Below are 16830 nucleotides of genomic sequence, written 5' to 3'. Positions count from 1 at the left end.
CTGTTACTGACGGGGATCAGTTCACCTCTTTGAGAACCGGCGCGGTTTCAACCCCCGGGGCCAGAATCTCGTCCAGGGTCAGGTCATAACTGGGGGCGAACACCCGTAAAAAGTAATCGATCTCCGGTTGCTCGTAGCTCTTCAACCGCTCGCCGATCGATTCGGCCGCCTTCGAGAATTGCATATTGCCGTTCTTCAACTCCATCTGGCATTTCAGATAGGCGGTAATCGAATCGGCCATCTTGATCAGCTGCTGATGCTCTTGAGGCAGGTTATCTTCCACCAGGTAACGGGAGAAATCCTCCTTCAACTCCTCGGGCAGCATCGCCACCAGCTCCTTCTCGGCGGTACGCTCGATCTCTTTGAACGCTTCGCGAATCTGGCGCGAGTGATACTTCACCGGGGTAATCACGTCCGAGCAGACCGCCTCGACCGAATCGTGATAGATCGCCGCCACCACCACAGCATTGACGTCGACATTGCCGCCGAACACCCGGTTTCGGATCACCGCCAACGCATGGGCGATGGTGGCCACATCCCAGGAGTGCTCCTTGACGTTCTCCGGCACCGTGTTGCGCTTCAACCCCCAGCGGATCACCCAGCGGAGCTTATCGATATAGGCAAAAAAATGGCTGGTCACTGCAAATCTCCTGAACAATAGCCTGCCCCAGGCAGGTCGTTTTCCGTACGGCCTTATGTTCGGCGTGCGTTGAGGTTATCGGCGAACCTGGCTACAGCATAAGCTATTCCGCTTGAGATCTCCGCGCCGGCACGACAAACTGAGCAGCACACACCCAAGGATTCACCATGTTTACCAAGCTGTTTTCTTCAGAATCGTTCGGACTGTTCAGCCCCAAGCCCCTGCTGGAACAGGATTCGGCACTCTGGCTCTGCCAACAGTTTGCCTGGTTGATGCAGCAGTTTGGCACTGATCACCCGCTGCACCAGGCCGAGCTGGTACTGCCCAACAACGACTACTTTCCAGGCAAGGCTGACAGTCATCGGGGAATGGCCCAGTTACTGCTGGAAAGGATCAAGCAATACAGCGGTCTGCAGCACTGGCCAACCGAACTGGTCAATCTGCGTGCCCCGACAGCCAACGCGGTGAGCGATCAGAGCCCGACGGCAGCTCAGCCTTCAGAGTCCGTACCAGCGAGTGCACTACCCGTCGCTTTTGATCCGGCCCAGGTCAACGACCCGCAAGCATTGATCAGCTCGTTGCTGCAAGGTCTGACCCACCCGCTGCTGCTGCAACGCCCAACCCCTGTAGGATTGCAGCAGGGACAGTGGCCGCTGCTGGTGGAGTTGCTGGGGATCTATCTGGGATTTGGAATTCCAATTACCAACAGCGCTTTTGCCTTCGCCGGAGGCTGCGGCAGCTGCGCCAGTCGAGCCGCCCAACGGCAAGCCTACCTGTCGCAGGATGAAGCCCTGTTTGCACTGGTGATTTTCTGTGAGCTGAAAGGGATCGGCTGCGGCCAGGTTACTACCCACCTGAAACCGCACCTGAAGCCATTTTATAAGCGTGCCCGCCAACAACTGTTGGCGATGGATGAGTTTCAGCCACTGCTACAAAAGATCGCCAGCTAACCCTCGAGAAGGAAAGACGGGGTCGGTCAGTAATGTCCAATCAACTGATCCAGGCGCTCAACACAGTCGTGGCCATGACGACTGAGGCTGATCAGCAACTCCGCCAAGGGTTCCGGCCAGGTTTCCTTGGCCACCTCGACGATATCGTCCAACCACTGCTGATCGGCATCCCGTAGCCGTTCCAGCGCGGCCTTCGGCCCACTGAGGCTGCTGAGCCAGCGGTCGGCCAGACTCTCAAAAAACTCCCGATCCGGATTGCCGGCCTTGGGCAAGCCTCCCTCGTCGAGAATCTCCTGCCGCAATTCATCCATCAGTTGCTTACGCTGCTTGGCCACTTCTTTGAGCTCATCCGACACCAGCTCGTCGAGCAGATCGGTGCCGGCCAGATCACAGTAACGCTCGGCCAGCTCGACACCGCGACCGGAAATACTGTAGAGCATCACATCATGTTGTTGATCGAGCACGCGCTCCTCCTGTGGTTCTATCGCGGCTGCCAGGTTCAGTCCGCGAGGGTTTCCCTGCGTGTACGGTAGCACAAGCTGCAACGCCTGTGGCTCGATCCGATAGTTTACCGGTGAGCGCCCGAAACGCTCACCATCGGCCGTCACCTTGAGCCGATGGCGGGTCTGTACCCGGCACTGGCGGATATGTTCGATTCGCAGCAATCGCCGATCCAGAGGTCGACCCAACCGGGCCATCACCCAGGCCAGCAGCACCTTAGGAATCGGCCTGGCTTTTACCGCCACCAGGGTCAAGGCGGCGGTATCAAAGCCGGCGCCATCGATCAGATGTCCCCCTCCGAAGTAGGGACCGTTGGCCACGGCGATCTCCATCCAGCGTCCGTAAAACACCTTGCCGTCGGCTTCTATCCGGGCTCGAAAACGACGCCTTCCAGCGATCAACTGTACCAATCGACGCAGATAGCTCAGCGGCCCCCAACGCTGTTTATGGGGCTGAACCGACAGAGCCACTTCCGCCCCCAGGCCGATATGGGAAACATTGAGAAAGACCCGCTCATTCAGCCGCCCGACGTCAATTCTCACCAGTTGTGCCTGGTTCAGCTGACTACAGAGCTCATCGGGCTGGGAGGGAATCGCCAGTGCACGGGCAAAATCATTCGCGGTACCGGCAGGCAGAATCGCCAGCGGCCAGCCCTGCTCGACGCAGTGGTGAGCCACCGAACTCTGGGTCCCGTCGCCACCCAGCGCCAGTACCCGGTCCCCTTCGACAAACGCTCGCGCCAACTGTCGATGCCAATCTGGCTGGGTCAGGTCATAGACACCCGCCAATACGATCTGATGGCGTGCAAGCGCCTCACGCCAGGGGTCGTAGCGTTCGGGATCAGACAGTAAGCGGTGGTGACCCACCAGATGGTAGCGCACGGGTATCGCCTCAATTTGGGCTGACCCTTTGATCCTACTGGTTGAATGGGAACGGCATCAAGGGTGACGCGACTAAGTGTAAGTGCTGAGGAACCTGCGACCCCGTCTTTGCCACTTCTGTAACTACCTGAAGTACGCAGGCTATGGGCGCAGCAAGAAATGCCTCACAGATTCTCTAACCACCGGATAGCTTGACCTGAAAACCGCGCTGACTCAGCTCCTGCTTGAGCAGCTCCCGCTGGTCGCCCTGAATCTCGATAACCCCCTCCTTGAGGGCACCGCCGGTACCGCAGCGCTGTTTGAGCTGTTTAGCGAGCTGTTTCAACTCCGAGGCCGGCAGCAGTATACCCTTGACCAGCGTAACCCCTTTACCCTTGCGTCCTTTGGTTTCGCGACTGATCCGCACGATGCCATCCCCTTCGGGCACCGCATCCTGGTCGCAGACACACTGATCCACCGGCTGGCTACAGCCGGGGCAGGCCCGTCCGAATTCGGTCGAGTAGACCAGCCCACCGTCTCGATTACGTTTGGCCATGATTTTCCTGATCCTGCTCTTGATTCTTAGTCTTGCCGGACTCTGCCGCGCAACGCCTTGGTCTGACCATGGCGGGTCTTGCGATCCATCCGTTTCTTCTGTGAGTTTCGACTGGGTTTGGTCGGAACCCGCTTCTTCTCGACGTAGCCCTGGCTACGGATCAGCGCCGCCAGCCGTCGCAGCACATCCTCACGGTTCTGTTCCTGGGTTCGATACTGCTGCCCTTTAATGATGATCACGCCTTGCTTGGTGATCCGATTATCGGACAGCGCCAGCAGCCGGGTCTTATAGATCTCCGGCAGCGACGAAGCGCGGATATCGAAGCGGAGGTGGACCGCTGACGAAACCTTATTGACGTTCTGACCACCGGCTCCCTGGGCACGAATGGCACTCAGCTCGATCTCGTCATCCTGGAGCACAACCCGGTTGGATATCTGCAGCATGATTCACTTCCTAACCGACCGGACAGGCGATCAGTCGCTCATCACCGGGCTGATCTCCATCCGCTCACTGGCCGCGATGGAAACCTGCTGACCGTAGATCGTGATAAAGCTGCGCCCTTCGACATCCCCTTTGTAAGCCTGGTACTCGACCACTTCGCCGTTATCGGCGTTGATCACCCTAACCTGCAGCAGTCGCTGGTCATCCCACCAGCGAAAGCCCAGAAAGGCGCCCGAAGCCAGCAACGACACCAGACAGAGCCCCAACGCCAGCATCCGGATCGGTTTCTGGGCTGACTGTTCAGCCGCGGAGTCGCGCTTCGGTCGAGCCGGTGCGGGCAGGGCCTGACCCCGCTTGTAACGGATAAACAGGTAACAGGCAAAAATCACCAGGGCAGTGACAAGTATTTTGGTCAGCATTGTTGTAAATCTTCACAGCGCCCCCATTTATTGAGGACATCGATAATCGTAAGCCGCCTAATAGGCTGGGCGTTTGCGCCCGTAGTGGCGGCATCATACCACGAGCCCGGTTACTACCGGTGCAGCAATCCCACAGCGTGGCAGTCACAAGGAATCACGTGGAGCCGAACCTCAACACAGACAACCCAGCCGCCAGCCCCGAGCAGCGCCGCCAAGCCTTGCTCGAAGGGGCCCAGGCCACCATCCCTCTGATCGTCGGGGCGATTCCGTTTGGGATTCTGTTCGGCACCTTGGCCGAGCCCAGCGGCTTGTCGCTGTGGGCAACCCTGGCGATGTCATGGATCGTGTTTGCCGGCTCGGCCCAGTTTATCGCCCTGGGTTTGTTGGCCGGTGGTGCCGGGGTCGGCGTGATCGTGGCCACCACCTTTGTGGTCAACCTTCGCCACCTGCTGTACTCGGCCGCTCTGGTGGAACAGGTCCGTCATCTGCCGCAGTACTGGCGGGTACCGATGGCGTTCTTCCTCACCGATGAAACCTTCGCCGCGGTCTCGAACCGACTGCTGCAGACCGATAAAGACTCCATGCAAAAGGCCGTGGCCCACTGGTATTACCTCGGCTCGGCTCTGGCAATGTGGGGTAACTGGCAGCTCTGTACCTGGCTTGGCATCGGCCTGGGTGAGGCCTTCCCCGACATGACCAACTGGGGCCTGGATTTCGCCATGTCGGTCACCTTTATCGGCATGGTCGCGCCCTACCTGCGCAGCCAGAAGCAGGGCCGGACGCACTGGCACACCCCGATGCTGATCTGCGTGGTCAGCGCCGGTCTGATGGCCCTGGCCACCTGGTCGCTACCCCATAAGCTTGGCCTGATCGCAGCCGCCGTGACCGGCATCTGCCTGGGCTATTCGGCTCACCTGTGGCAACAGAGTCGCCAGGAGGCAGACGCATGAACGAGCTGCTGTTGATCGCCGGCATGTTTATCGTCACCTTCGGCGTACGCTATATCCTATGGGGCAGCGCCGGACGTTTTCGATTTCCTCCCTGGCTGTCCGACGCACTGGGGTTTGTGCCGGCGGCGGTACTGACGGCGATAATCGTTCCTGCAGTGCTGATGCCCCAAGGCGAGCTTTGGCTCAGTGCCGCCAACCCCTACATGTTGGCGGCCATGGCATCGTTAGTGATTTCGCTGTGGAAAAACAACCTGCTGCTGACCATCGTGTTCGGGATGACGGTGTTTATGCTGCTGCGTGTTCTACTGCCCGGATAATTTTACCCAATCTGTTAAGATCCAGCCTTTCACCTCAGGAGCGCCACCAAGCCCATGTTCAGTCCGCTCAAAGAAGCCGCCTACTTCGCCCGTCACCATGCTAAGCCGCTGTTGGTCATAGCGATCGTTCTGAGCCTACCCGCCTGGTTGGTCGAATACAGCCTGCCAGAACCCAACCCGGAGCAAGGCCCAAACCCACAATTTCTGCTGTCCGGCATCATGATCACCGCCCTGGGCGTGTTGCAGTACGCCGCAGCGATAATCTATATCCATCAGCAGGTACAGCAACAGCCGATCAGCGCGTTTCAATCCATCCTGATGGCAGGCCAACGCTTCCTGCCGCTGTTCGTGCTTAATCTGATGATGGCATTGGTGGTTGGAGCCGGCTTTCTGCTGCTGGTCATCCCCGGCGTGTTTCTAGCCTATAAGCTGATGTTCGGTGAATTTTTCCTTCTGTTTCACGGCCAGAAGCCGCTCCAGGCGCTGAAAAGCAGCTACCGCCACAACACCGAGCTAGGCAGCCGACTGCTTCCGCCGCTACTGGTGTGGATCACGTTGATGGTGCTCACGGCAGTGTTCAACCACCGTTTACAACCCGAAGACACGACCGACTGGCAGGTTCAGGTGCTGTTTGAACTGCTATATCTAGGTCTGAACGTTTATGGCTGGGCGCTGTTGTACCGCCTCTACCAACGCTACCTGTCGATGGAAGAGCCGTTGCAACCCCTATTGCCCAGCCAGGGTAACCAACACCTCAATCATTCAAACAGCGATGACAACGACCCGCATAGCGGAGACAAGCCGGACGACGAGTCTGACGATGAGCCGCCCCGTTCACCACCGCCCGCACAATAGGATTAGCCATGAGCCAGCAAGATTATGACAACGGCCTGAAGGTCCGTACCGAAGTGATGGGCGACGCCTTCGTTCAACGCGCCCTGGACAACCAGACCGAACTGACCGAGCCGTTGCAGCAATGGATCAATGAACATGCCTGGGGGTCGACCTGGCAGCGCGACGGACTGCCGCGCGCTACCCGCTCGCTGGTGACCATCGCGATGTTGGCAGCGCTACGAGCACCGACCGAACTCAAAGGACATGTCCGAGGCGCACTGAACAACGGCTGCAGTGTCGATGAAATTCGCGAAGTACTGTTGCACTCGCTCCCCTACTGCGGCGCGCCGGCGGCGCAGGAAGCATTCCGGGCGGCCCAAGAAGTGATCGAGGCCTGGCAACAGCAACAGGGGTGATCCTTTGCGTTGCGATCAATAGCCCCGTTCGAGATCGACCCGGAACTGCAGCGGCTGACCACGCTGAAACCGCTGCAGATTATCCAGAAAGATCGGCACCACCTGACTCGGATAGCTGGGGGCGGCAGTATGGCTACTGATCAACAGGTTCGGCTGATCCCAGAACGAGTGCTCAGGCGGCAGCGGCTCCTGTCGAAACACATCCAGCACCGCTGCGGCTAAACGCTGCTGCTGCAAGGCTTCGATCAGAGCTTGGTCGTCGATTAGATCCCCCCGTCCGGCGTTGATCAACACCGCACCCGCACGCATCCGAGCCAACATCGCAGCGTCCAGCAGGTTGCGGGTTTCCGGGGTGCTGGGCAGGGTACAGACCAGGTAGTCGATTTCGGTCAGCATCTGTCCGAGTTCGGCGCTCAGGAAGTGCTTGTCGACGGTCCCGGCTTTCGGCGGCGTCCGCGAGCAGCCCAGTACCCGCATGCCGAAGGCACGCGCCACGCCAGCCACATGGCTGCCAATACTTCCCAGCCCGAGCAACCCCAGCGTTTTACCCTGCAAACCAGCACCGGGGCGCGCATCCCAACGGCGCTGTTGCTGCGACTGCCAGCGCTCAAGCAGCCGCCGCTCATGGGCCAACAGGTAAGCGAAAACGTACTCCGTCATCAGCGGACCGAAAATACCGCGAATATTGGTCAGTTGCGGTGCAGCTTCCCGACCCTTGAGCCGCGCGATCAGCGGCGCCACCCCGGCCCAACTGGATTGAATCCAGCGCAGTTGCGGGCCACAGCTATCGAGCAGATCCAGTAGCAGATCGGGGTCACCAAACAGCACCTGCGCCTGGGCAGCCGCCTCTCGCGCCGCCTCGATATCCTCGGCGAAACCATACTCGACCCGAGTCAACGAAGCCTCAGGCTGCTGCAGCAATTGCTGATAACTGCTCAGCTCCTCGCTGACGACCAGTACCCTGAGCGGATCTGTCTGTTGTCGGTGATTCATCCGACCTCCTCGATGCCATTAATTCAGGCTGCCGGCCACCAGATAGCCGCCCAGCAGGATGAGAGCGAAGAAAAGCACTCGCCGGAACATCGCCTCCGCCATCCGTCGACGCAGTCGCTGCCCCAACCACATCCCCCCCAGTGCCGGCACAACGCCGATCAACGACAGTAAGCCCAGTTCAGGGCTGAGCAACTGCTGTCCACCCAAGGCCAGCCCCAGTGCCAGAGTAGAGACGGAGAACAGCAGCCCCATCGCCTGCACCAACTGGTCCCTAGGCAGTCCAATCGCCTGCAGATACAGTACACCGGGGACCACAAAGGAGCCGGTCATCCCTGTCAGTAAGCCATTGATCAACCCCAGTCCGATGCCGCTGGCCCGCTCTCGCTGGGGTGAGATCTGCAGCTTCAACCCCGCCAGGCTGAGCAGCCCATAGCAGACCAATACCAATCCCAACAACGCCGACAGCAGAGTCAGCTCGACACTTACCAGGGCTCTGGCCCCCAGCCCGACCATTGCCACCGCCGCCAGCAGGAACGGCCAAAGCCGGGCCAGCAGAGTTCGAAAAGCCCCGCCACTGAAAGCCTGCTGCAGATTGGTCAACAACGAGGGAACCAGCAGCAGCGCCATGGCACTGGGCAGATCCAATACCAACGTCAGAATCGCCAGGCAGACCGTGGGCAACCCAAGACCGGTCACCCCCTTGACCAGACCGGCCAGGAGAAAAGTCGCCAGGATAATCAACAATAACTGAGGGTCGATACTCAACATCCATTTACCGCCAGGGTCAGGTTCGGAAAAAGCGAAATTAACGATTTGTGTGTCAGTGCTTACTGACTCGGAACAAAAGATACCGTCTCGGGACTGAGCCCATAGCGCCGCACGATCTCCCGATAGCGGCCATTCAGATGCAGCCGCTCCAGGCCTTGGTTAAACGCCTCAATCACTGCGTCGTTATCCGCCCGCTGTCGCGAAACGGCCAGATGAAAGCCATGGGCCGCCACCGCAGGAAAAATAGGAATGATCTTCTCCTGGCCGGGCTGATCGCCACTTTGTAACAGGTGCTTGATCACATGATGATCGGCCAGAACAAGATCGAGTCGCCGTCTGATCAGCAGCCGGATCCCCTGCTCGAAGTCATTCAGGGCGACAGCATCAAAGCCTTCGGACTGCAGGGTCTCCATCTGCACACTGTCGCGCAACGCCCCCAACCTAAGCCCGCGTGCATCTCCGATATCCCGGTAGCTTAATCGGTTGTCCCGATTCTTCCAGAACAGAGTGACCTCATCCCCGACCGGCTCACTGAACCGAGCCCAGCGCTCACGCCCGGCCGTTTTATTGGCCAGATAGAGGCCATCGAGAGCCCCCTCCTCGACCATCCGGACGGCTCGCGGCCAAGGCAGCAGTTGCAGTTTCGGTTGATAGTCGCTGCCTTCGAATGCCGCTTCCAGCACTTCCCATGCCCAACCACCCTCGGCCAATGTCGAACTGACGTAGGGGGCAAACTCGGGCGCCGCAATCAGCAGGTTTCTGGCTGTCGTGTCGGCACCCACCGCAAACGGGTGCACCAGCAACAACAGGAACCACGCAATCGACTTCAACGTCACCTCAACCAGCAGATCTGCGTTAAAATTGCGAACAATTACAAGACCATGCCCGCTCGATCAGGTCTGGTCAATAGCCAATGCCGCCGACCGGTGGCGACAAGCCAAGCTCAAGCTATCGACGGGGTGTTTTTTTTCCTATGCTCAATAACAACCTCAATACCCAAGGAAAAACCCGCGTGCTAACTCCCCACCCCTGCAGCACGGTCGATGATCCGACCAGATTTCTGATTCACGGCAGCATGCCCGAAGAGCAGCAGCTGATCACCGAACAGGTCAACAGCCCCATCGATCAGCCCCGGCTGCTGCTTTGGCGCTACAGCCAGCCCGCCGTCATTATGGGTTGTTCACAACGCCCCGATCCGAAGCAATTGCAACGCGCAGCTCAGCGGAATCTGCCGATCATCAGGCGCGGTTCCGGCGGCGGTGCTGTATTGGCCGGTCCCTGGATGCTGAGCCTGAGCTTCTTCATCCCGATCACCCACCCGCTGGCAGAGCTCGATCTCATTAAGATTTTCGGCTGGTTTGAGCAGGTCTGGTTGCAGGCGCTGCAGCAGTCGGGAATCGACAGCAGAGGTGTCGATAAAGCGTTAATTGATCACTCCAAGCAGGTAGCCAAGGAGCAGCAGGTCGACTGGGCCTGCTATGCCGCGCTGTCCCATGGTGAGATCGTCAGTCCAGACGGACGTAAGCTGGTGGGGCTGGCGCAGATTCGCAAGCGTCACTGCATCGCCCTGGTCAGCGGACTGCACCTGCAGCCCTGCGATTGGAAAATCCTTAGCGAGGTGGTGGTCGATGATCCGACCCGAGGCGCCGTCCTGGAGTCACTGAATGCCGACGCAGAGCAGCTAGGCGCCGCCCCCGCCGCACAGTTTCTGGGGCCGCTACTCAACCACTTCTGCCGTGCCCTACCTACGGAAACCGAACTGTTGCAATAGCCCGTTGCAATAGTCTCGTTGCAACGAGGCTTAGGCCGCCGGACTCTCAGGTCGGCGTCGGATCCTCAGGATCAACAGGCCCGCACGCAGTTCTTGTCTCCTCGCTTGGCCTCATAGAGCCCGGCATCGGCGCGGCTAACGAAGTCGATGACTGAATCACCGGTCTGATAGCTGGTGACCCCAAAACTGCAGGTCAATCGAATCCCCTGAACAAAGTGTGTCTTGGCGATCGAGGCCCGGATCTTCTCGGCCCCTTGCAGGGCCTGATCACGACTGACCTCCGGCAGCAGCACCAAGAACTCTTCCCCTCCCCAGCGCCCAAAGATATCCGCCTCCCGCAAGCTGGAGGCGACCTTGTTGGCTACCTGCTGCAGAATCTGGTCCCCGACCTGGTGGCCATAGTGATCGTTGATCATCTTAAAGTCGTCGATATCGAAGAAGATCAGCGACAGGTTTCGATCATAGCGATTGGCAATTTTGATCTGATCGCCCAGCTTGGTGTCCAGCGAGTAGCGGTTGTTGATACCGGTCAGTTGGTCGACGCTGGCCAATACCTTCAGTTGTCGGTTATAGCCGGATATCACCCGGTTTCGGTACCCCAGAAACAGCAGCACCAAGAGGGCGACTGCCGACAGCTGCCACAGCAGTCGGTAATCGAATTCGGCTTCAAACGGAACCGGCAACCATAGGGTGCGGATCTGTTGATGCTCGGCCACCGACATCGCATCAATCGCCTTGCTTAAGATATCCGCCAACAGACGGTTCTGGTACACCCCCAGACTGAGATCCCAGTTGTCATTGAACGGGCTACTGATCACAAAGCCGTTGCGCGGATTATGCTGCAGTTCAATGTTCAGGTGCGCGGCGGCACTGACATAGCCCACGGCCTTGCCCTGCTCGACCTGAGTCATGCCCTCTTCGGTACTATCCACCGGGATCAGCTGGGCGTCCGGCAATCGACGACGCAGGATCTCTTCAAACGCACTACCGCGCAGGATCGTCAGAGGCTGTTGGAAAAGATCCCGATCATCGATCGCGCCTCGGGTGGCAACCGCCACCGGCATACTGAAATAAGGGCTGGTAAAATCGATGCTCTTGGCGCGCTCCGGGGTCTGCATCGCAGCGGCCACCAGGTCACAGCGCCCCTGTTCCAACGCCTGCAGATGTTGTGCAAAGGTCGGATGGGATCTCAGGCTGAACTCGATCCCCAACAGCGTCGATAGATGGTCGATATAGCCGGAAACAAGCCCCGAATACTGCTCATCGGCGATCCCTTCGTAAGGTAACCAGCTGGTATTGACGCAGAGCTGAAAACGTCGATTCTTAGCCAAATAGAGCTGCTCTTCGGCGTTCAGGTCCAACCCGGCAATCGATTTTGGGGGTTGGTAGATGATGCCGCTGATATCGAAGTCACGCTCCAGCTCTCCGACGATACGATAGATCTGAGCCATCTCCTGAAAGCGCTCCATCGACATGCTGCCAAAGGGGACGCCACCGGCATAGGCCAGCTCTTTTAGCGCCTGACCTTCGAATATCAGCGCCTCAAGACTTCGCCCCTGGGTGTTGTATTTATCAAAGATCAACCGAGCGGTCTCTTCGATATTGGCAAACGCATACTCCCAACCCCGACGAGAGGCCTCGGTGAATGCCAACGTTTTCATCGGGTTCTGCTGCACATACTGTTCGGAGGTGAACAGAATGTCGGAATAGATATCGTAGCCATAATCCCGGGGATGGATCACACCGTAGGGTAGTCCCCGCTGTTGCATCTGAAACGGCTCGTTGGAGATATAGGCGCCGTAGGCATCGGTCTTGCCGTCGATCAGATCCTGCAGATTAAAGCTATGGGGCTGGTGGACAAAATCTTCGGCGGCAATCCCGCTTTTTAACAGCATCGCCAGGATCTCACCCACCTGCTTGGCGTCGGTGGTCACCATGATCCGCTTGCCATCCAGCGCCTTGGCATCGGCGATCTCGGCGGTACCCCGGGTCAACAGCATCAACGGAGATTGCTGAAAAGCCGCCAGCAACGCCACAATCGGAGCCCCATTCGCCTTGTCGATCAGCAACGAAGAGCGCCCGATCACAAAGTCCGACTGGCCGCTCAGGGCATCACCTACCAAGTCGACTTCGTTGTTGAACTCACGAATATCGACCGCCATTCCCTCGGCAGCGTAATAGCCTTTTTCCTTCGCCACGTAGTAGCCGGCAAACTGGAACTGATGCTTCCACAACAGCTGCAACCTAACCGCTTCCATCCCCTCTTCGCCAGCCGCCCACAGAGGAGCAGAGAGCGACAGCAGCAACGACACACAAAGGACTCTAAAGGTACAGCGCATAGAAAGCTCAGCTTATGGAGAGACGCTCAGGTAAAGATAGGATCAATATCGGCCGGCGGCGAACCTATCGCGATCGAATACCACAAAATACCGTGCAAACGAAAAAGCCTGGGTATGAGACCACAACAGCACGAACCCAAAGAGCAGCACTGGTTACAGCCTCGGGAACATCCGCTTTGGCCTAACCAAGATCTGGTTATTGCTCGGGCTCCAGGATATCGATCAGATCGATCACATCCAGAACCGTGCCCTCACCCCGCGCAACTCGGACCACCTTATCCTTCAATTTGATGACATCCGTTCGCACCGTCTCGGAATGCTCCAACACGCGATCCAGTTCCCTGGGAAGGGGTTCAGCCTGATCCAACATCTCAGCAGTCAGATTGTCGCCGGGCTGTAGCTTTCGCTGCCACCCGGGAGGTAGCTCCCCACCCCGTGCCAGCTTTTTCTGCAGTCCTTTGGGTAGCGACTTATCTTGATTCTTGCCCTGCTTACCTTTGCCTCTGTCTTTGCCGTTACCCTTCTGCTGCTTTGACTTGTTCCCGCGCCCCTTGTCTTCCGAAACGGCTTCTGACGAGCGCTGCGTCGAACGATAGTAATCACGGATACTTTCTCGTTCCGCCTTTGAAAAGCCGCCCATCCGCTCAATCGCTGCGGCCATCTCCGATGGCGATTGCTGCTGGGCATAAGAAGGCGCACTAAACAGCAGTGATAAAACGAACGCCGCTGCAGCGCCGATAGGAAGAGATTTCATAACAGCTCCATAGAAGGGGAGAACCGGAATTCGGGTTACAGATAACCCTAGTCGACTAACAGTACTCGGTCGACAAATTTGCGTAACAGGTCATTCGATTCCGGGGTTTCCACTGCGCTATCCAGCACCTGCTGGAGGTGGCCATCGCCATCGGTGTACTTGCTGCGGAACAGGGTCAGCCGATCGACCAGGACCTGACGATCAACCTCCGGGTGGAACTGAGTGGTCCAGAAGGGCGCACCGTCGACTTTGAAAGCGTGGTTGCAGCTGTCGGTATAGGCCAACGCGGTACAGCCTGCAGGAACGCCTAGGGCCCGCTCCCGGTGAACCGCCACGGCCATAAAGCCATCACTGGTATCCCGATAGAGCGGATCATCAGCGGCCGCAGGATGGAGCAGGATCGGCAACGTGCCCATCTCAAAATCCTGCTCGTCGCGCACGATCTCAACCCCCAGCGCCTGAGCCGCCAACTGGTGCCCGAAGCAGGAGGCAAACACCGGCTTCTTGATCTCTATGCAGTAACGCAGCAGGGCTTGAGCCGCGTCGATAAAGGGATAACGCTGCGGCTCCATCACGCTGGCTTCGCTCGAGCCGCCAACATAGACCGCATCGAAATCGTTCACCAGTTGAGGTGAAAAGCTCGGGGTATCGAACAGGTTCAGAATGCTGAATTGCGAAGGCTGCAACCCACTGAAACGGGCAAAACTATCCAGCTCTTCCTGCCGGGTCGCTGCTTCTTCGCGGATCTGCACCAGCAGAATACGCAACTCGTCTCGTTGAGGGGCAGACCGGGATTGCATCGGAAACTCCATGGCTTACAAAGTTGGCATCAGCGATTCGATCGCCGAGGGGTAACGGTGGATTACGGCGACTTCAAGCCGTAACGTTTAAGAGTACGTTCAGTTTCACCGGATTCCGCCATCAGTTTGAGCTGCTGGTTAAACTTGGCCAACCAGTCGGCCTCAACCAGCTCCGGATTAAAACCGATAAAATAATCCAGACGACGATCGGCAACTGCATAGTGCATCTGATCGTAGCCAGCGGCACGGATCAGCGAGTGGCCAACATCTCGATTGGAATAGACTGCGTTCACCCGACCCACGCTCAATAACCGGAAACCGGTCTGGCTATCGTTGACCTCGATGATCTCGAATTTCATCCCCTGATCGCGCAGCCGCTGCAGACTTTTGAGAGTATTGGAGGCCGCCAGCGCGGCGACGTAATAGCCTTCGAGCGACTCGGCCGTGACGCTATGCAGCGGGTCGTCTCCTCGGACAAAAAAGCCGTACTCAGTGCTCAATAACGCGCGGCTGTAGAGCACCCAGCGATCCCGCTCAGGATTGGCACCAATAACATACATGGCATCCTGCCGACCGAGCTGAACCATCTTCTGGGCGCGTTGCCAGGGTAGTAGTTGATGCACACAGGTGACCTGGGTCGCCTCACAGGCACGGTCTATTAAGGCACGGGCAGGGCCGGCTACCTGGCCCTGCTCGATATAGCTGAACGGAGGAAAATGCTGGGTGACAAACCGTACCAAGGTTTCAGCCTGCAGCGGCGATGATAGCAGCGACAGACTTATCAGCAGGGTCAATACAAACGGACTAGCTCGCATCCAGGCTCCAATGACAAGGGTCTTACCAGGTTCGTGTTAAGGCGTAATCGGCAACAGATAAACCTGTAGAGCAGGCACTCCACAGTTTACAGGCTGTTCAGGCGCATTTTAAGTCGATTTATTCAAACCCAGGACGCAAAGCGGTTGCTCGCACAGCGCGGCTAGCAGACCCCTTGCTGTTTCAGATAGGCCGCCAGTTTGGCATCGGTGCCGAGAATATGGTTCTTCAGCCAGTCGGTCAGAAATTCCAGAAACGCCCGCGCTTCGGCTTCATCGCCGGCCAACAGACGCAGGTCGAACTCGAAAAGGTCAGCCGAGGTAACAGTGTGAGTGCCTTTGTGGGACTCATAATCGGGATAGTTGAACTCCCGCATCAGGGCTTCTTCCAGCGAGAAATGCTCCATCGCATAATCAAGCAGATTATTGAGGATATGCAGAAACTCTTCTCTGCTGTCGCCCCGCTCCAGCGCATCCCAGGTGTCATTGATATAGCCGACAAAGCGGCTATGTTGCTGGTCTATTTCAGTGATGCCCAGTTTCAGAGAGTCGTCAAACACCAGATAGGTCATGAGTCGGTTCCTTCAACCCCGGAAAAGATGTTGGAGCGCCATAGTCCTACAAAGACTGCTTTTTGAACAGGGCTTCACGACTAAAGCACGAAGCCCTGCCGTCATCAGCGCCGACGGAGCTGTCACGGATTTCGGTCAGCCGTTTCGTGCCAGCTGTTTGCGCAACGTGGGTGGCAACCCCCGGATGGTCAGGGTATCGGTATCGGCATCGTAGAGCAGCTGGTCTCCCAGCAGTGACTCGGAGAAACTCAAGCTCAGCCCCTTCATCGAACCGCTGTAACGAACAAAGCGCTGCAGTCCGCGTTTGTCGGCGGGGATCTCGGCATTGAGATCCTCCTCCTGCTCGCCGACGTAGTTATAGAACTTGTCCGGGTCGGTGGTATCGATGACACAGGACAGCTCGCGCATCTGCACCCGCTCGCCGGAATCGACCCGTTCCTGGCAGTACTCGTACGCTTTCTGCTTCACTTCCGAGGCCTGCTTGGGCGGCAACTGCTCCTGATCGCAGTAGTCATTGAACACCTTCAGCAGCGTCTGAGTCTGCTGCTTGGCATCCACCTCCTCGGTGGCGCCCAGGGCCTGCCGAAACGCTTCGTTCACCCCCTTGCCGGTGCGCGAACGAACCAACGCCAGGTATTGATTGGCGTCAGCGCTCTGCCACTGCTGCAGATCGATCCGACACCCCAGCTGCACCTTGCCGACATCCAGATGTTGCGAATCGCTCAACTCCAACTGCTCGTCGATCACCAGCGCCGGACTGCTGCTGAGCAGCAGTACCAGCAGTTGGTCCGCACCCAAGACTTCCATACGCGCAAACAGCAGGTAGCCGCTGACCGCCTCCTCGATCGTATCCAGAGACGTTCGGAAACGTTCGGCACTTTGTCGGGTCAGCTGAACAAAATCGATCTCACCCTGGTGATAGCCCGCCAGCCAGCGGCTGAACGGATACTCCTGTGGATCGGACTCAAAGCCCCCGTACAGTTTGCCCGAGCGATTGTTAAACCCGGCACTGAGCTTACTGATCAGCGTCTCCACCGAGTCGCTGACGGTCAATAATGTCTGCCGCGGTGATAACTGAGCCGGGGCGCCTTCGGGTTTATGGATCTGATGAACAATTGCTTCGGAAACCGCCATCTG

Annotated in this window: 20 protein-coding genes; 6 read left to right on the top strand and 14 right to left on the bottom strand. The window is 58.0% G+C overall.

What is annotated here, in order from left to right; genetic code table 11:
• Positions 1-16: 16 nt before the first annotated feature.
• The gene (gene yfbR, locus DV711_RS08150) at positions 17-640 is read right to left on the bottom strand and encodes a 5'-deoxynucleotidase (RefSeq protein WP_114695185.1); all 624 of its coding nucleotides are present in this window, start codon (positions 638-640) and stop codon (positions 17-19) included.
• A 167-nt stretch (positions 641-807) separates the two neighbouring features.
• On the opposite strand from yfbR, the gene DV711_RS08145 reads away from it, so the two are divergent.
• A complete protein-coding gene (locus DV711_RS08145; RefSeq protein ID WP_114695184.1) occupies positions 808-1590 on the top strand; it encodes a hypothetical protein in 783 nt (260 codons plus the stop codon).
• 26 nt (positions 1591-1616) lie between these two features.
• On the opposite strand, the gene DV711_RS08140 is transcribed toward DV711_RS08145, so the two are convergent.
• The 4 genes from DV711_RS08140 to DV711_RS08125 all read right to left on the bottom strand — a co-directional run bounded on the left by DV711_RS08140 (position 1617) and on the right by DV711_RS08125 (position 4367).
• Entirely contained in the window at positions 1617-2972 is a 1356-nt protein-coding gene (locus DV711_RS08140) for a diacylglycerol/lipid kinase family protein (protein WP_165840043.1), read from the bottom strand.
• Positions 2973-3147: 175 nt separating this feature from the next.
• Positions 3148-3507, bottom strand: coding sequence for a translation initiation factor Sui1 (locus DV711_RS08135; protein WP_207802579.1), 360 nt, complete (start codon positions 3505-3507; stop codon positions 3148-3150).
• A 26-nt stretch (positions 3508-3533) separates the two neighbouring features.
• Positions 3534-3950, bottom strand: a complete 417-nt coding sequence (gene arfB, locus DV711_RS08130; RefSeq protein ID WP_114695181.1) for an alternative ribosome rescue aminoacyl-tRNA hydrolase ArfB — start codon at positions 3948-3950, stop codon at positions 3534-3536.
• 30 nt (positions 3951-3980) lie between these two features.
• Complete coding sequence (locus DV711_RS08125; protein WP_114695180.1) at positions 3981-4367, bottom strand: hypothetical protein; 387 nt, start codon at positions 4365-4367, stop codon at positions 3981-3983.
• A gap of 158 nt (positions 4368-4525) precedes the next feature.
• Between DV711_RS08125 and DV711_RS08120 the strand changes: the two genes are divergently transcribed.
• Genes DV711_RS08120 through DV711_RS08105 form a run of 4 tightly spaced genes read left to right on the top strand, consistent with a single transcriptional unit; the run spans position 4526 to position 6884 of the window.
• On the top strand, positions 4526-5317 hold the full coding sequence (locus DV711_RS08120) for an AzlC family ABC transporter permease (protein WP_207802578.1): 792 nt from the start codon (positions 4526-4528) through the stop codon (positions 5315-5317).
• Positions 5314-5634: an AzlD domain-containing protein gene (locus DV711_RS08115; protein ID WP_114695179.1), complete on the top strand. Its 321-nt coding sequence runs from the start codon at positions 5314-5316 to the stop codon at positions 5632-5634. Before DV711_RS08120 ends, DV711_RS08115 begins: the two co-directional genes overlap by 4 nt.
• Positions 5635-5688: 54 nt before the next feature.
• A complete protein-coding gene (locus tag DV711_RS08110) occupies positions 5689-6489 on the top strand; it encodes a YciC family protein (RefSeq protein ID WP_114695178.1) in 801 nt (266 codons plus the stop codon).
• 8 nt (positions 6490-6497) lie between these two features.
• Entirely contained in the window at positions 6498-6884 is a 387-nt protein-coding gene (locus tag DV711_RS08105; protein WP_114695177.1) for a carboxymuconolactone decarboxylase family protein, read from the top strand.
• A 15-nt stretch (positions 6885-6899) separates the two neighbouring features.
• Here the strand turns inward: DV711_RS08105 and DV711_RS08100 are convergent, their stop codons facing one another.
• Genes DV711_RS08100 through DV711_RS08090 form a run of 3 tightly spaced genes read right to left on the bottom strand, consistent with a single transcriptional unit; the run spans position 6900 to position 9475 of the window.
• Complete coding sequence (locus tag DV711_RS08100) at positions 6900-7877, bottom strand: D-2-hydroxyacid dehydrogenase (protein WP_114695176.1); 978 nt, start codon at positions 7875-7877, stop codon at positions 6900-6902.
• 18 nt (positions 7878-7895) lie between these two features.
• Positions 7896-8645, bottom strand: coding sequence for a sulfite exporter TauE/SafE family protein (locus DV711_RS08095; RefSeq protein WP_114695175.1), 750 nt, complete (start codon positions 8643-8645; stop codon positions 7896-7898).
• A 59-nt stretch (positions 8646-8704) separates the two neighbouring features.
• Positions 8705-9475, bottom strand: coding sequence for a substrate-binding periplasmic protein (locus tag DV711_RS08090; protein ID WP_165840042.1), 771 nt, complete (start codon positions 9473-9475; stop codon positions 8705-8707).
• A gap of 182 nt (positions 9476-9657) precedes the next feature.
• Between DV711_RS08090 and DV711_RS08085 the strand changes: the two genes are divergently transcribed.
• On the top strand, positions 9658-10416 hold the full coding sequence (locus DV711_RS08085; RefSeq protein ID WP_133297418.1) for a lipoate--protein ligase family protein: 759 nt from the start codon (positions 9658-9660) through the stop codon (positions 10414-10416).
• 71 nt (positions 10417-10487) lie between these two features.
• On the opposite strand, the gene DV711_RS08080 is transcribed toward DV711_RS08085, so the two are convergent.
• The 6 genes from DV711_RS08080 to DV711_RS08055 all read right to left on the bottom strand — a co-directional run bounded on the left by DV711_RS08080 (position 10488) and on the right by DV711_RS08055 (position 16827).
• Positions 10488-12728 carry a diguanylate cyclase gene (locus DV711_RS08080; protein WP_165840041.1) on the bottom strand — a complete coding sequence of 747 codons (2241 nt, stop codon included), beginning with the start codon at positions 12726-12728 and terminating at the stop codon, positions 10488-10490.
• A gap of 223 nt (positions 12729-12951) precedes the next feature.
• A complete protein-coding gene (locus DV711_RS08075; protein ID WP_114695171.1) occupies positions 12952-13509 on the bottom strand; it encodes a hypothetical protein in 558 nt (185 codons plus the stop codon).
• A 47-nt stretch (positions 13510-13556) separates the two neighbouring features.
• Positions 13557-14309, bottom strand: a complete 753-nt coding sequence (locus tag DV711_RS08070) for a type 1 glutamine amidotransferase (protein WP_114695170.1) — start codon at positions 14307-14309, stop codon at positions 13557-13559.
• Positions 14310-14371: 62 nt separating this feature from the next.
• A complete protein-coding gene (locus tag DV711_RS08065) occupies positions 14372-15124 on the bottom strand; it encodes a substrate-binding periplasmic protein (protein ID WP_114695169.1) in 753 nt (250 codons plus the stop codon).
• Positions 15125-15285: 161 nt separating this feature from the next.
• Entirely contained in the window at positions 15286-15693 is a 408-nt protein-coding gene (locus DV711_RS08060; protein ID WP_114695168.1) for a bacteriohemerythrin, read from the bottom strand.
• Positions 15694-15828: 135 nt separating this feature from the next.
• Positions 15829-16827 (bottom strand): nucleoid-associated protein, encoded by a 999-nt coding sequence (locus tag DV711_RS08055; protein ID WP_114695167.1) that lies wholly within the window; start codon positions 16825-16827, stop codon positions 15829-15831.
• Between the last annotated feature and the right edge of the window lie 3 nt (positions 16828-16830).

The organism is Motiliproteus coralliicola (assembly GCF_003345655.1).
Taxonomy (GTDB): domain Bacteria; phylum Pseudomonadota; class Gammaproteobacteria; order Pseudomonadales; family Balneatricaceae; genus Motiliproteus; species Motiliproteus coralliicola.
The sequence above is the reverse complement of the archived record's forward strand: the minus strand, read 5'-3'. Positions and strand labels throughout refer to the sequence as shown.

Excerpts from the sequence above, each read along its gene's own strand:
- DV711_RS08145 (WP_114695184.1), top strand. The coding sequence starts at position 808 with ATGTTTACCAAGCTGTTTTCTTCAGAATCGTTCGGACTGTTCAGCCCC.
- DV711_RS08135 (WP_207802579.1), bottom strand. The coding sequence starts at position 3,507 with ATGGCCAAACGTAATCGAGACGGTGGGCTGGTCTACTCGACCGAATTC.
- arfB (WP_114695181.1), bottom strand. The coding sequence starts at position 3,950 with ATGCTGCAGATATCCAACCGGGTTGTGCTCCAGGATGACGAGATCGAG.
- DV711_RS08125 (WP_114695180.1), bottom strand. The coding sequence starts at position 4,367 with ATGCTGACCAAAATACTTGTCACTGCCCTGGTGATTTTTGCCTGTTAC.
- DV711_RS08115 (WP_114695179.1), top strand. The coding sequence starts at position 5,314 with ATGAACGAGCTGCTGTTGATCGCCGGCATGTTTATCGTCACCTTCGGC.
- DV711_RS08110 (WP_114695178.1), top strand. The coding sequence starts at position 5,689 with ATGTTCAGTCCGCTCAAAGAAGCCGCCTACTTCGCCCGTCACCATGCT.
- DV711_RS08105 (WP_114695177.1), top strand. The coding sequence starts at position 6,498 with ATGAGCCAGCAAGATTATGACAACGGCCTGAAGGTCCGTACCGAAGTG.
- DV711_RS08100 (WP_114695176.1), bottom strand. The coding sequence starts at position 7,877 with ATGAATCACCGACAACAGACAGATCCGCTCAGGGTACTGGTCGTCAGC.
- DV711_RS08095 (WP_114695175.1), bottom strand. The coding sequence starts at position 8,645 with ATGTTGAGTATCGACCCTCAGTTATTGTTGATTATCCTGGCGACTTTT.
- DV711_RS08075 (WP_114695171.1), bottom strand. The coding sequence starts at position 13,509 with ATGAAATCTCTTCCTATCGGCGCTGCAGCGGCGTTCGTTTTATCACTG.
- DV711_RS08070 (WP_114695170.1), bottom strand. The coding sequence starts at position 14,309 with ATGCAATCCCGGTCTGCCCCTCAACGAGACGAGTTGCGTATTCTGCTG.
- DV711_RS08065 (WP_114695169.1), bottom strand. The coding sequence starts at position 15,124 with ATGCGAGCTAGTCCGTTTGTATTGACCCTGCTGATAAGTCTGTCGCTG.
- DV711_RS08060 (WP_114695168.1), bottom strand. The coding sequence starts at position 15,693 with ATGACCTATCTGGTGTTTGACGACTCTCTGAAACTGGGCATCACTGAA.
- DV711_RS08055 (WP_114695167.1), bottom strand. The coding sequence starts at position 16,827 with ATGGCGGTTTCCGAAGCAATTGTTCATCAGATCCATAAACCCGAAGGC.